16 protein-coding genes and 1 pseudogene are annotated in these 13,515 nt (G+C 62.1%); 10 read left to right on the top strand and 7 right to left on the bottom strand.

Annotation, left to right across the window (positions count from 1 at the left end):
* Positions 1-26: 26 nt before the first annotated feature.
* From AB8B02_RS24020 to AB8B02_RS24005, 4 genes are all read right to left on the bottom strand, one after another.
* Positions 27-944, bottom strand: coding sequence for a phosphoribosylaminoimidazolesuccinocarboxamide synthase (locus tag AB8B02_RS24020; protein ID WP_439065356.1), 918 nt, complete (start codon positions 942-944; stop codon positions 27-29).
* Positions 945-1,010: 66 nt separating this feature from the next.
* Positions 1,011-1,928, bottom strand: a complete 918-nt coding sequence (locus AB8B02_RS24015) for a pirin family protein (protein WP_231078718.1) — start codon at positions 1,926-1,928, stop codon at positions 1,011-1,013.
* A 104-nt stretch (positions 1,929-2,032) separates the two neighbouring features.
* Entirely contained in the window at positions 2,033-2,635 is a 603-nt protein-coding gene (locus tag AB8B02_RS24010) for a 3-keto-disaccharide hydrolase (protein ID WP_089263360.1), read from the bottom strand.
* Positions 2,636-2,700: 65 nt separating this feature from the next.
* Positions 2,701-3,621: a LysR substrate-binding domain-containing protein gene (locus AB8B02_RS24005; protein ID WP_439060143.1), complete on the bottom strand. Its 921-nt coding sequence runs from the start codon at positions 3,619-3,621 to the stop codon at positions 2,701-2,703.
* Between the two features lie 71 nt (positions 3,622-3,692).
* Between AB8B02_RS24005 and AB8B02_RS24000 the strand changes: the two are divergent.
* Positions 3,693-3,968 (top strand): annotated as a pseudogene (locus tag AB8B02_RS24000) (DUF1127 domain-containing protein); the annotation flags it as partial.
* Between the two features lie 96 nt (positions 3,969-4,064).
* Entirely contained in the window at positions 4,065-4,352 is a 288-nt protein-coding gene (locus AB8B02_RS23995) for a DUF1330 domain-containing protein (RefSeq protein WP_439060566.1), read from the top strand.
* A gap of 6 nt (positions 4,353-4,358) precedes the next feature.
* Here AB8B02_RS23995 and AB8B02_RS23990 read toward each other — a convergent pair whose 3' ends face one another.
* On the bottom strand, positions 4,359-5,723 hold the full coding sequence (locus AB8B02_RS23990; protein WP_439060142.1) for an MmgE/PrpD family protein: 1,365 nt from the start codon (positions 5,721-5,723) through the stop codon (positions 4,359-4,361).
* Positions 5,724-5,852: 129 nt separating this feature from the next.
* Between AB8B02_RS23990 and AB8B02_RS23985 the strand changes: the two genes are divergently transcribed.
* Positions 5,853-6,992 (top strand): FUSC family protein, encoded by a 1,140-nt coding sequence (locus AB8B02_RS23985; protein ID WP_439065355.1) that lies wholly within the window; start codon positions 5,853-5,855, stop codon positions 6,990-6,992.
* On the opposite strand, the gene AB8B02_RS23980 is transcribed toward AB8B02_RS23985, so the two are convergent.
* The gene (locus tag AB8B02_RS23980; protein WP_439065354.1) at positions 6,976-7,518 is read right to left on the bottom strand and encodes a hypothetical protein; all 543 of its coding nucleotides are present in this window, start codon (positions 7,516-7,518) and stop codon (positions 6,976-6,978) included. The genes AB8B02_RS23985 and AB8B02_RS23980 overlap by 17 nt on opposite strands.
* Positions 7,519-7,525: 7 nt before the next feature.
* Positions 7,526-7,999 carry a DUF2867 domain-containing protein gene (locus AB8B02_RS23975; protein ID WP_439065353.1) on the bottom strand — a complete coding sequence of 158 codons (474 nt, stop codon included), beginning with the start codon at positions 7,997-7,999 and terminating at the stop codon, positions 7,526-7,528.
* A 158-nt stretch (positions 8,000-8,157) separates the two neighbouring features.
* Between AB8B02_RS23975 and AB8B02_RS23970 the strand changes: the two genes are divergently transcribed.
* From AB8B02_RS23970 to AB8B02_RS23940, 7 genes are all read left to right on the top strand, one after another.
* Positions 8,158-9,117, top strand: a complete 960-nt coding sequence (locus tag AB8B02_RS23970; protein WP_439065352.1) for a tripartite tricarboxylate transporter substrate-binding protein — start codon at positions 8,158-8,160, stop codon at positions 9,115-9,117.
* A 93-nt stretch (positions 9,118-9,210) separates the two neighbouring features.
* Complete coding sequence (locus AB8B02_RS23965; RefSeq protein ID WP_439065351.1) at positions 9,211-9,585, top strand: nuclear transport factor 2 family protein; 375 nt, start codon at positions 9,211-9,213, stop codon at positions 9,583-9,585.
* Between the two features lie 241 nt (positions 9,586-9,826).
* On the top strand, positions 9,827-11,485 hold the full coding sequence (gene ccoN / locus AB8B02_RS23960) for a cytochrome-c oxidase, cbb3-type subunit I (RefSeq protein WP_439065350.1): 1,659 nt from the start codon (positions 9,827-9,829) through the stop codon (positions 11,483-11,485).
* A gap of 2 nt (positions 11,486-11,487) precedes the next feature.
* On the top strand, positions 11,488-12,228 hold the full coding sequence (gene ccoO, locus AB8B02_RS23955) for a cytochrome-c oxidase, cbb3-type subunit II (protein ID WP_439065349.1): 741 nt from the start codon (positions 11,488-11,490) through the stop codon (positions 12,226-12,228).
* Positions 12,229-12,230: 2 nt separating this feature from the next.
* On the top strand, positions 12,231-12,416 hold the full coding sequence (locus AB8B02_RS23950) for a cbb3-type cytochrome oxidase subunit 3 (RefSeq protein ID WP_439065348.1): 186 nt from the start codon (positions 12,231-12,233) through the stop codon (positions 12,414-12,416).
* On the top strand, positions 12,407-13,288 hold the full coding sequence (ccoP, locus tag AB8B02_RS23945; RefSeq protein WP_439065347.1) for a cytochrome-c oxidase, cbb3-type subunit III: 882 nt from the start codon (positions 12,407-12,409) through the stop codon (positions 13,286-13,288). Before AB8B02_RS23950 ends, ccoP begins: the two co-directional genes overlap by 10 nt.
* A gap of 11 nt (positions 13,289-13,299) precedes the next feature.
* Positions 13,300-13,500 carry a hypothetical protein gene (locus tag AB8B02_RS23940; protein WP_439065346.1) on the top strand — a complete coding sequence of 67 codons (201 nt, stop codon included), beginning with the start codon at positions 13,300-13,302 and terminating at the stop codon, positions 13,498-13,500.
* Positions 13,501-13,515: the final 15 nt, after the last annotated feature.

Here is a 13,515-nt window from a genome sequence, read left to right as displayed (position 1 = left end):
CAGTCCGCGGAAAGACGGTCAGTTTGTTAGTTGATGACCAGCTCCGTGCCGGTCAGGCGGCGATAGGCCTCCAAATAGCGCTTGCTGGTGGCGTCGATCACCTCAGGGGGCAGCGGCGGCGGCGGGGCTTCACCGTTCCAGCGGCCGGCGCGGCGCTCGATGTCGAGATAGTCGCGCAGCGGCTGCTTGTCGAAGCTCGGCTGCGGCTGGCCCGGTCTATAGACGTCGGCGGCCCAGAAGCGGGAGCTGTCGGGGGTCATCACCTCGTCGATCAGGATGATGCGGCCACTGCCTTCCCTGCCGAATTCGAACTTGGTGTCGCCGATGATGATGCCTGCCTCGCGGGCGATCTCTTCACCCTGGGTGTAGACGGCGCGAGTCATGCTCTCGAGCGTGAAGGCATCCTCCTCGCCGATAATCTCGCGCATCCGGGCGATGGTAATGTTCTCGTCATGGCCGGTCTCGGCCTTGGTGGCCGGGCTGAACACCGGCTCGGCGAATTTCTGGCTTTCGAGCAGCCCGGCATCGAGCTTCTCACCGGCCAGCGTGCCTGACGCGGCATATTCCTTCCAGGCCGAACCCGAAATGTAGCCGCGGATCACGCACTCGATCGGGAAGACGGTGGTGCGGCGGCACAGCATGGCGCGACCGGCCAAAGCGGCCCGGTGACCTGCGAGCGCCGGCACCTGCCCGATGATCTCGTCGGCATCCGCCGAGATCATGTGATGCGGGACCACGCTGCCAAGCTGGTTGAACCACCAGGCGCTGATCTGGGTCAGCACCGCGCCCTTCATCGGGATGGTTTCGTTCATGACCACGTCAAAGGCGCTGATGCGGTCGGTGGTCAGCAGCAGCACGCGGTCGTCGCCGACGGAATAGATATCGCGCACCTTGCCGCGACCGATCTTGGGGAGGGGCAGGTCGCTGGTGGCCATTGTGGTCATGTCAGGGTCTTTCGAAAGCAGAGTCGTCCGGCGTCTGGCCGGCGGCGGCGTGATGAAGGAGTGGGCCTATTCCGGCAGCGGGATGAATTCGTGTTCATTGGGCACATGGGCGAAGCGGCCGGTCTTCCAGTCCTCTTTCGCCTGCTCGATGCGTTCCTTGCTGGAGGACACGAAATTCCACCACAGATGCCTCGGCCCTTCCAACGCGTCGCCGCCGAGGAACATCATGCGGGTCTTGCGCGTCGCCTTGATGGTGATCGCGTCGCCGGGCCGGAAGATCAGCAGTTGCGGCCCCTCATGGCGGTCGCCGGCGATCTCTACCTCGCCATCGACCACATAGACTGCGCGTTCCTCATGGTCGGGATCGAGCGGCACGCTTGTGCCGGCCTCGACGGCCACTTCTGCATAGAACCATGGCGACACCATCGACACCGGCGACGCTTTGCCAAACGCCTTGCCGGCGATCACGCGTGCGGTGAAGCCGGTATCGGTGATGGTCGGCAGGCTGTCCGCGGCATAATGCTGGAACGACGGCGCGATTTCCTCGGAGCCCTTGGGCAGCGCGATCCAGCTCTGCAGGCCCAGCATCTTCTGGCCGTCGCGGCGTTGCACGTCTGGAGTGCGCTCGGAATGGGCGATGCCCTTTCCGGCGGTCATCAGGTTCATGGCGCCCGGTTGAATCTCGCGGACATTGCCTTCGCTGTCGCGATGCATGATCGCGCCGTCGAACAGATAGGTCACCGTGGCCAGGCCGATATGCGGATGCGGCCGCACGTCCATGCCCTTGCCGGAGATGAACTGCATCGGGCCGAAATGGTCGAAGAAAATGAACGGGCCGACCATCTGGCGCTTGCCATGGGGGAGGGCGCGGCGGACGAGGAAGCCGTCGCCGAGATCGCGGGTGCGCGGCACGATCACGAGCTCCAGCGCGTCGCAGGTCTGCGCGTCGCCGAGGATCGGATCTTCTGATGGTTGCCAGCTCATGAGGGCTCCGTGGGGTTGGGGCCATCATAACAGCATTTGGCGGGGCGGGTAAAAGGGCCTCAGCCCGGATGGATCGCTCCGTCCGGACTGAGGAATGGCTGTGCTTACAGGGGCTTGATCTGGACCTTGCGGAATTTCACCACGCCTGAGCCGTACTGCAGGGCGATCGGGCCGGCGGCGTGCTTGGTGTCCTCGACATCGACGGTCTTTTCGCCGTTCAGGATGACCGTGAGCTTCGGACCTTTCGCCGTGATCTCATAGGTGTTCCACTTGTCCGCCGCCTTGGGCATCGGATTGACCTTGGCCACATCGACGATGGCGCCGGTGCCGTAGGACGGGTCGGGCCGCTTGTCGAAGATGTTGACCTCGTAGCAGGTCTTGCCATCGATCACCTTCGGGTTATCGCAGCGGATGAAGATGCCGCTATTGGCTTCGGCATCGGTCCAGAACTCGGCCTTGATCTGGAAATCCTTGTAGGGCGTCTTGCTGACGAGATAAGCGAGATCCTTGCCGGAGAGCAGCTTGTCGGCGGCGAGTGCCCCGTCCTTCATCTCCCAGTTGGCGTCGCCAACCTTGTCCCAGTCGCCCATCTTGGTGCTGTCGACCAGCGTGACCCAGCCGTCAGACTGGCTCATGGCAGGCTGGATTGTCGTAAGAGCCGCAACGCCGATAACGAATCCGGCTGCAATCGCTGTAACGCGCAACATAAAGGTCTCCTCCTGTTTGCTTTTTATTGGCGTGACGTTAGCCACGGGAGAATGCGGTTGTAAATCTACTTCACATTGTGCGGTGCGTTAACGCTTGATGCCTTGCGCTTAGCTGCAGGGCCGCGGGTCGTTCGTTCGTCCAGCAGCACCTGTTGCATTGCCTGGACGTTCGGCGAAGCCGCGCCCCTGCGCCAGATCAGCACCGTCTCGGCGTGATTCTCGCCGCTCGGCAGGCGATGCACGGTGAGCCGCTTGCCTTCCGGGAATGTCGACAGCACGCTTTCCGGCAGCAGCGCGATGCCCATACCCGCGACTACGCAGCCGAGCATGGCGTGATAGGAGCCGAGTTCGATGGTGCGCTCGGGCATCTCGCCGCGCTTTGCATACCAGTCTTCCAGCCGCTTGCGATGCGGGCAGCCGTTCTCGAACACCAGTACCGAGCGCGGCGCGCTGTCCTTGCGCCCGATCGGCGGATGGCGTGGCGACGACACGATCACCGGCTCCTCGTCGAACGCATGCATGCGGTCGAACGGCGCCGCGGCAATCGGCTCGGCCACGAAGGCGGCGTCGAGATCACCGGCAAGGATGCCTTTCGCGAGGGTCTCCGGATTGCCGATGCGCATTTCGAGTTGCACGTCGGGATAGCGGCGGTGAAATTCATTGAGCGGTCCGGGCAAGCGCACCGCCGCGGTGCTCTCCATGGCGCCAAGGCGGAAGACGCCGCGCGGCCGTGGGTCCTGCACCGCGTCGCGGGCCTCGTCGGCCAGCGCCAGCAGCCGGTCGGCATAGCCGAGGAGCGTTTGGCCCGCGGGCGTCAGATGCAGGCGCTTGCCTTCGCGCACGAACAACGCCGTGCCGAGATCGTCCTCGAGCTGACGCACCCGCGTCGTCACGTTGGACTGCACGCGGTGCAACCGTTCCGCGGCGCGCGTCACACCGCCTTCGCGCACAACGGCGCGGAAGATGCGCAGCTCGGACAGATCCATACATCTCTCCATGAGATCGAAATGATCTTGATTATTCATTTTATGGGATGAAATGCGCCGGGTAAACCCGCATGGCCAACGGCACCCATCAGCGGAAAGGGGCGGACATGATCGACGACAAACGCGAAACGTATGCGCACGACGTCCGTCGCCTGACGCCGCTGCAATGGACTGCGCTGAAGCGATCCATCATCCGGCGTGTCCATGCTGAGCGCGGCCGGATGTTGCGTTCGGTCGCGATCGCCGCCGTCGCGGCCCTGCGTCACGGCTGGCGATGCCTGCGCGAGCGGCAACAGGCGCGTGACGAACTACGCTCCATGAGCGATTACGAATTGCGCGATATCGGCGTGACCCGCGCCGGCATTGATGCGGTGACCCGCCGTGGCAACGACGACGCGACGCAGAGCGCGTCACAACGATCACATCAAAACTGGAGAGCCATGATGTCGAAAGCCTACTGGATTGTCCGCGTCTCGGTGCGCGACGAGGGCCGTTATCCGGAATATCTCGCTGCGGCCAAGCCGGCGTTCGACAAGTTCGGCGCACGGTTCATCGTGCGCGGCGGCGCCTTCGAAACCATGGAAGGCGACGCCCGCGATCGCAATGTGGTGGTGGAATTCGCCGACCACGCGACCGCAACCGCCTGCTACCGTAGCCCGGAATACGAAACCGCCAGATCCATCCGGCAAAAATACGCCGAGGCCGATTTCATCATCATCGACGGCGCTTGATGTCCGTTACCGTCCCAGCGCCGTCGCCGTCGCCACGCGGTCGAAAGTCTCGAGCGAGAGGATCGCATCCGCGAATTTCTCGGCGCGATTGTTCAGCACGGGGCGCGCGAGCTGCAGGAATTTCTGCTGCATCGCCACGGCATCGGGAAACGATGTCGGCTCGCCCGACGGATCGGCATAGATGCGCTCATGCACGCCATCTTCGGTGTGGATGCTGACGCGTGCGCCGAACGGATGACGCTTGCCTTCCAGGCGTTCGTCCTGAACCACGTCGAAGCGGTCGGCCAGCGTATTGATCGCGCTGTCGCCGAGGCGCTTGTAGTCGTCCCAGCCGAAGCTGCCCTGATCGAGCGCCAGCGCGCCGGTAAAGAACATCGAGAACTGGCCGCCAACGATGGAGGTCGGATGACGCTTGGTGGCGGCGTCGCCCGTCAGCGTGATGCCGTTGCGATGGAGGCCGATCTCGACGCGCTTGATCTGCTCGGGCGTCAGATTGTGCTCGCGCCGCATCGCCACCAATGCGTCGATCGCCGCATGCGTGTAGCGGCAGCTCGGATAGGGCTTGATGCCGATCTTCATGGTCTCGTAGACCGAGCCGAGATCGGCCACGGCCTTCTCCGGATGCGAGTTATCGCTATAGCCAACCAGCAGGCCATGCTTGCCCTCGACGGATTCGGTCGCGCCAATGAAGTCGTTGCGCGCTAAAGTCGCGGCGATCACGCCGTTCATGGCGGCCGCGCCGACCTGGTAGCGCTTGTTCCAGGCGCCGTTGACGAGGAACTGCAGCGAACCCGCCGCTTGGCTGCCCGACACGCCGAAGGCTGAAATCAGTTGATCCTTCGAGAGCCCGAACAACTTGCCGGCCGCAGCTGCAGCGCCATAGGTGCCGGCTGTGGCGGTTGGGTGGAAACCCTTGGCGTAATGCGAGGTCGGATCGAGGGCGTTGCCGAGCCGGCAGCAGACTTCATAGCCGGCGACGATAGCCGTCAGCACCTGCTTGCCGGAGGCGCCGACCATTTCGCCGACGGCGAAGGCGGCGGGAACGACGGGGGCGCTCGGATGCAGTGAGGAATCGGCATGGGTGTCGTCGAAATCGAGCGAGTGGCCGAGCGCGCCGTTGAGCAGGGCGGCCACGGCCGGCGTCCAAGTCTTGCTGTCACCAAATACGGTGGAGTCGCCCTTACCGTCCAGCGACAGGGCTTCCAGCATCTTCAGCAGTGAGGGGGTGGATTCGGCCTCGCTGCGGGCACGGATGGTGCTGCCGAGATAATCGAGGGTAAGGACCTTGGCGCGTTCCAGCACGTCCTGCGGAATGTCATCGAATTTCAGGTCCGCGACATAAGCGGCAAGCGTTGCAGTCTCGTTAGCCATTGTGTTTCCTCACTCTTGTTGAAATAGCCTTAGGCGGACCAAATCGGCGTTTCAAGCGGCCATGGCGACGCGTGGATCAGCCATGCTGAAACTGGTTCGTCAAAATCCGTTTCAGGGATCAATTCTGACATGTCCGCATCGAAGCGAATTCTCGGCTTCCTGAAACGGGTGGTTGCCTTCTTCTGGGCGCGAAAGGTCGAACTCGGCCTCGGCGTCCGAGTGACCACAGCGGCGCTTGCTGCGCTGATCATAGCCCTGACCGTCGGGCTGAAACTGCCGCTGTGGGCTGTGCTGACGGCGATCATTGTCACCCAGATGAGTGTCGGGCGGTCGCTGAAGGCAACACGTGATTATCTGGTCGGCACGATCGGCGGCGCCATCTATGGCGGCGCGGTTGCGATCCTGATCCCGCATTCCAATGAAGGTGCGCTGCTCGCGGTGCTTGTGCTCTCCGTGGCGCCACTGGCCTTCATCGCGGCGATCAATCCGAGCCTCAATGTCGCGACCGTGACGGCCATCATCGTGCTGCTGCTGCCGATGATGAACCACAACACGCCGCTGGAATCTGCCATCGACCGTGTGCTCGAAGTGACCGTGGGTGCGATCACCGGCTTGTTAGTGTCGTTCCTCGTGCTGCCGTCGCGGGCGCATAGTCAGGTCCGCGCCAGTTCGGCCGAGGCGCTCGATCTGATCGCGACGGCGTTGACCGAGCTGTTGGCGTCATTGACGCGCGGGCGCGACAATGAGGCACTGCACCGGTTGCAGGACGGCATCGGCCATGCGCTCACCAATCTGAATGCGATCGGAGCCGAAGCCGAACGGGAGCGTGCCGCGCATTTGTCCCGCGGACCCGATACAGGTCCCTTGCTGCGTACGACGCTGCGGCTGCGGCATGACCTGGTCATGATCGGGCGGTCCACGGTGGTGCCGTTGCCATCCGCATTGCAGGTCAGGCTGGCGGGTCCTCTGTCGCGGGTCAGCGATGCGATGACGACGTTTCTGCATTCGACCGCCGTAGCACTGCGCAGCGGCACCGGCGCGCCGGCGATCTGGCCGGTGCAGACCGCACTACAGGCTTATGCAGGAGAGGTCGGTGCGCTTCGGCAAGAGGGGCTAACGCGCGGATTACCCGGCGATGTGGCTGAGCGCTTCTTTGCGATCGGCTTTTCGCTGGAACAGATGCGACAGAATTTGAAGGATCTCGAACGTTGCGTCGCCGAATGGGCCGAGACGGATCCGGTGAGCAAGGAGCCTACTGACGCGACTTGAGCAGTGCCAAGGCGCGGAGCTGCAGCTTTTCCGGGTCGCGCTCCCCGCGCGATGCTTCATCGAGAATACTGCTCGAGAGCAACTGCACGGCGTCAGATGAAATCCGCAGCGGCAATTCATCGAGGCAGCGATCCAGCGCTGTGGACATCGCAGCGACCGTCTCCGGGCCGAACGACTGGTTTCGTTGGTCGTCAGCTTGGGGCGCCAGATCGGGAGATGCGACGTCACGAATGCGGGCGGAAAGCCGCGCCGCCTCGGCGAGTACGCGGAGGTAAATCAATCCGGCCTCGCTGAGCGCCTTTTCATCGATCTGTCCTGACCGCGCCACGGCGACAATCCGCGCGGCAAGGCGGCGGCGGTTCTCGGGCGTGTCCGCGGACTCGCCTTCATGCGTCACAAAGGGCTGCCAAGCGGCGTCAAACGCGTGCGCCAGCGTGACTTTCAGCTCCTCGTTCTGCGGATCAATCTCTGTAAATGGCATATGGGCTAACGGGCTGCGATGACCCAGGTTCCCCACGGCCGCCACCGCAAATTCAGCGCGTGACCTGCCGCAACATGGAACGGACCACCATCCGGTGAAATGGCTTGATGACCGACAGGTAGATGCGTCCGAGCCAGTTATGCATCAGCACGACAGTCGTTGCCGTAACGCGCTGGCCGGTACCGTCCGCTGCGACATCGACCACGACGCGAAAATCGAGATGATTGTCATTGAATCCCGCGATCAGACGCTGCGGCGTCTCGCTGAGCACAGGGAAAAAGCCGACCTTGTCGACATTGGCGTGACGCGCAGAGTGCGCCGTCTTCAGCCCGAAGGGCGCAACGATCAGATCCCGCAGCCGCATCAGGGCGTCCACCCAGGGCGGAGAGTGGCTGAGCATGCGGGTGGCGGCGTCGCGGGCGGTCAGGTCCGTCGTTTTGGTCGTGATACTGAAGGCGTCGGCGAATTGTGCGCCGGCCAGCAGGCTCTTGGTGTCGATCGTTGGGTGAACCATGGAGATGGTCATAGGACCTCCGTAGACGTCAAGGGACGGCGCCGCACGCCGTCGGTTACGCCGCTCTGCAGCATAACATGTCTTTGCATCCGGCGCCGGATACTCCCTAAGATCACGGAAAAATCAGGCAAAGATCTACTTAGACAAGACCTGGTCAGGGAGGATTTGGGATGGCTTGGTTCAGGCTTGCTCCGCTCTGTCTGGTGCTGATCGCGCCGCTGTGCGCATCCGCGCAGGATTATCCCACCCGTCCCATCACGCTCGTTGTGCCATTCGCTGCCGGCGGCAGTTCCGATGTCAATGCACGGCTGATTGCCGAACAGATGAGCCGGCATCTCGGTCAGCCCATCGTGATCGAAAATATCGGCGGTGCGGGCGGGGCCGTGGCGCTGGCTCGCATCGCGCAGGCCCCGCCTGACGGCTACACCATCGTGCAGGGCAATAGCGGCACCAATACTGCGGTCTACCTGTTCACGCCTGATGTGAAATTCGCGCCGTCGGATTTTGCAGGCATCGGCATGTTCAACAAGAGTTCGGCTATGGTTGCCATCCGGCGCAATTTTCCGGCCGACAATCTCGCGCAATTCATCGCGCATGCGAAACAGAATCCCGGCCGTCTCAATATCGGCCACTCCGGTGTGGGCTCGCAGAACTATCTGTTCTGCAAGGCTTTCGTTCAGGCTGCGGGCATCGATGTCACGCTGGTCGGCTATCGCGGCGGCGGTCCGGCCCTGAATGATCTGATAGGTGGGCAGATCGATGGCATCTGCGATTCCTCGGCCTCTGTGACGCCGGCCATCCAGAGCGGTCTCATTCGCGCGATTGCGCTGGCATCCAGAACGCGGCTGCCGCATCTGCCTGACGTTCCGACCGCCAGCGAGGCGGGGTTGCCGCAATTTGAAATATCCGGCTGGTATGCGCTGTTCGCGCCGAAGGGCACGCCTGCGCCGATCATCTGGAAGCTCAATGCCGCGATGCGCGCTGCCGTTGCCAATCCCGATTATCAGAAGCGCCTCGATGATCTCGGCTCGATGCCCGCCGCAGATGCCGAAATGGCGCCGGCCTATCTTGCGCATTTCGTGCCGCAGGAGATCGAGCGTTTTCGAAAGATGCTGGGTGACAGCAAGTGATCTAAGGCCGGACCACCCATGCAACGGTATAGTATGGCCGTCATCGCTTCTGTGTTATAAGGGTTCCAGTCTGATTGTGGGTGGGGGACTAAGTTGGCTTATGATCGTTCGACCGTTGAAGCGGTGATCCAGCATTATTTCGACGGCCTCTACGAGGCTGATGCCGACAAGCTTGGCGCGATCTTTCATCCGACCGCGGACCTGCGCTGGGTCGAGAATGGCGAGCTGAAAGTGCTGACCATGCCGAACTGGATGGCCATGGTTCGTACGCGGACCTCGGGCAAGGTCGATGGCAAGACCCGCGATGACCTCATTGTCACCATCGATCGCTCCGACGACAAGACGGCCTTCATCAAGGTGCGTTGCCAGCTGCCGCCGCGTTACTTCACCGACTACCTGATCGCGATGAAGCTGGCCGATGGCTGGCAGATCGTCTCGAAATCCTATCGCTACGACGTGAAGGACTAGCAGGCGCTGGCATCCTGTCTGCGCCTGTAGAAGAGACGCGCCAGGTTCGGTTGCGCGACATTGGTTGTAAGTATCAAAAATTGCGATTGATCCCGGTCGGAATCCGTTCGCGGGCTTGACCTAAGTCAATCGCTGTGGCGGCGGAGTGAGCTACTCTCGATGGTGTGAGGATGCTCTGTGCCGATCGGGCGCTGCGCGTCCTGTCTGACGAGCCGCCGCGAGACGAGCAGGGGATGACCGGATGATCGCGCAATTGACCAAATCGGAGCGGCAGCTCGCGCTCATCATCCTGCTGGCTCTCACGATTTGCGGCCTCGCGATGGCGATCGCCGGCCGCCAGGACCCGCTCGGCGTCCATGGTGCGATTGTCATGCTGGCGGGGATCGCCGGCATCTTCGGTGTCATTTATGTCTATTACGAGCCAGAGCCGGACGAGGCCCGGCTCGCGCTGTATTACGATGACCCTACCAAATTGGCGATCATTCTGGCGATGATCTGGGCCGTCATCGGCATGTTCATCGGCGACTGGGTTGCCTGGCAGCTGGTGTTTCCCAATCTGACGTTCGATGCCGGCTGGTCGAGCTTCGGCCGCATCCGCCCCGCGCATACCAGCGCAGTGATCTTCGGCTTCGGCGGCAATGGGCTGATTGGCACCTCGCTCTATGTGCTGCAGCGGACTTCGCGCGCGCGGTTGCCCGATCAGATCAGCCCGTGGTTCGTGTTGCTCGGCTACAATCTGTTCTGCGTGCTCGCCGCCACCGGCTACTTCATGGGCGTCACCCAGTCGAAGGAATATGCCGAGCCGGAATGGTATGCCGACCTCCTGCTGGAAATCGTCTGGATCGTCTATTTCGTCATCTATATGCGGACGCTGGCGCGGCGGAAGGAGCCGCATATCTACGTCGCCAACTGGTACTACATGGCCTTCATCTTGGTGGTGGCGATTCTGCATACCGTCAATAATCTGGCGATGCCGGTCTCGTTCGGTCACGCCAAGAGCTATTCGGCCTTTTCCGGCGTGCAGGATGCGATGACCCAATGGTGGTACGGCCACAACGCCGTCGCTTTCTTTCTCACCTCCGGCTTCCTCGGCATGATGTATTACTATCTGCCGGTGCGCGCGGGTCGGCCGATCTATTCCTACCGGATGTCGATCATCTCGTTCTGGGGCATCACCTTCATGTATATGTGGGTGGGCTCCCATCACCTGCATTACACAGCGCTGCCGCAATGGGTGCAGACGCTCGGCATGACTTTCTCGCTGATGCTGCTGATTCCGTCTTGGGGCTCCGCCGGCAATGCCCTGCTGACGCTGAACGGCGCTTGGTACAAGGTGCGCGACGATGCGACGTTGCGTTTCATGATGGTGGCTGCGGTGTTCTACGGTCTCACCACGTTCGAGGGATCGTTCATGGCGATCCGCTCGGTGAATTCACTGTCGCATTACACCGACTGGACCGTCGGCCACGTCCATGCCGGCGCACTCGGTTGGGTGGCCATGATCACCTTCGGCTCGATCTATGCGTCGGTGCCGTGGCTGTGGAAGCGCGAGCGGATGTATTCGCCCGCGCTTGTCGAATGGCACTTCTGGCTCGCTGTCGCCGGCCTCTTCACATACGTCTTCGCCATGTGGAATTCAGGTATCATCCAGGGCTTGATGTGGCGCACCTATAACAGCAGCGGCACGCTGTCTTATTCCTTTATCGAGACAGTGATCGCGATGAAGCCCTATTACGTCGCGCGCGCGGTCGGCGGGTTCTTCTTCTTCGCTGGTGCGGTGATCGGTCTCTACAACATCGTCATGACTATCCGCACTGCTGATCAGCCGGCCGATGAACGCGCCGCAGATCGTCCGGCGGCACAGCCCGCTGGCGTGCCTGCGCTGCAGCCTGGAGAATGACGATGGGTTTGTTCGGCCTGCATTACAAGCTCGAACGCAAGACGATGAGTCTTGCCATCGGCATCATCATTGCCGCTAGCATCGGCGGCCTCATCGAGATCGTGCCGCTGTTCACGATCCATCAGACGGTGGAAGATGCACCGGATATGCGCGTCTATACGCCGCTCGAAATCGCCGGCCGCAACATCTACATCCGCGAGGGCTGCTACGCCTGTCATTCGCAGATGATCCGCACATTGCGCGACGAAGTGGAGCGTTATGGGCCATATTCGCTCGCGGTCGAATCCAAATACGACCATCCGATGCTGTGGGGCTCGAAGCGTACCGGACCGGATATCGCGCGTCTCGGCGGCAAATATTCCGACGAATGGCACGTTAAGCATCTGATCAACCCACGCGACGTGGTGCCGGAATCCGTGATGCCGCCTTATGCCTATCTCACGCGGGCGAAGGCGCGGATCGACGATCTCGGCCTGCATCTGGCCGCGCTGCGCAAGGTCGGCGTGCCTTATACGGATGAGATGATCGCCAACGCATCCAACGATGCCTATGGCCAGACCTCGCCCGATACGCCCTTCGCCGAAGGCGTCACCAAGCGCTATGGTGAGGCGACCAATGTGCGCGCCTTCGATGGCCAGCCCGGCGAGCCCACCGAGATGGATGCGCTGGTCGCTTACTTGCAGATCTTGGGCAAGCTGACTGATGCGGCCCACAAGGCTAAAACGGCTGCGGCGGGAGAGTGACGATGGAGCACGAGGCCACTGTCTGGTTCGCGAAGTCCTTCGGGCTGTTCTATCTGATCGCCATGTCGATCGGCGTGGTGGTCTATGCCTATTGGCCGAAGAACAAAAAGTCGTTCGACTCTGCGGCGCAGTCGATCCTCGATCCTTCCGTTGAGGACAAGCCATACGAGGCGAAGCGATGGCAGTAGAGGAACGCGATCCCGTCTCCGGCTATCTCACCACCGGTCACGAATGGAATGGCATCAAGGAACTGAACACGCCGGTGCCGCGTGCGGTGGTCTTCTTTCTGTGGGCCACGTTTCTGTATTCGGTTGTGTACTGGATCCTGATGCCGGCATGGCCGCTGGGCGTGACCTATACCAAGGGTCTGCTAGGGATCGACCAGCGCAACATCGTGGCCGAGCAGATCAAGGACGCGGCCTCGGACCGCGCCAAGTGGAGCAAGCTGATCGAGACCGAAAGCTTCGAGGCTATCCAGGCCGATCCGAAGTTGATGAAGATCGTGCGGCAGACCGGCGCGACTTTGTTCGGGGATAATTGCGCGGCCTGTCATGGCCGCACCGCCGAGGGCGGCGACGGCTTTCCAACGCTGGTGTCGCAGGCCTTTCTCTGGGGCGGTACGCCCGATGCGATCGCCGAGACGATCCGCGTTGGCATCAATTCGCCGCACAAGGATTCGCGGACGTCGCAGATGCCGGCCTTCGGCCGCGACGGGATGCTGAAGCGCGAGCAGATCGACGATGTTGTCGACTATGTTCGAAGCCTGTCGAATCCCGCGGTGGCCAAGGCGATCGCGCCCGGGAAGCTCGCCAGCGGCAAGGTGGTGTTCACCGACAATTGCGTCGCCTGCCATGGCGAGAACGCGACCGGCAATATCGAACTCGGTGCGCCGAACCTGCGTGACAATTTCTGGATCTATAGCGGTGACGCCCAGTCGGTCTTCACGACTGTCTGGGGTGGCCGGCAAGGTCATATGCCGAGCTGGGATTCGCGACTGTCGGCGCTCGATCGCAAGATCCTCGCGCTCTATCTCGTCAACCTCAGGGCTGCCGGGCCATGAATGTAGCAGCGATGAAGCACGTCAACGCGAAGGTCTGGGTCTGGATGGCGATTGCTGCCGCTCTGCTGTTGGTGCTGATGGCCAATGCGCACATGGTCTATGTGGCGTTCTCGTCGCAGCCCGACTGTATCGATCACGTCAAGCGCGGCACCAGTGCCGCGGAAGCCGGCAAATTCAGTGCGGCATCCTCGTCATGCACGCCGCGTCGTTGAGATTGCGAGGTCGAA

The sequence above is a fragment of the Tardiphaga sp. 862_B3_N4_1 genome (assembly GCF_051811085.1).
In the GTDB taxonomy this organism is placed as follows: Bacteria; Pseudomonadota; Alphaproteobacteria; order Rhizobiales; family Xanthobacteraceae; genus Tardiphaga; species Tardiphaga robiniae.
Note: the sequence above shows the minus strand (reverse complement) of the source record. Positions and strands in the feature narration are given on the sequence as shown.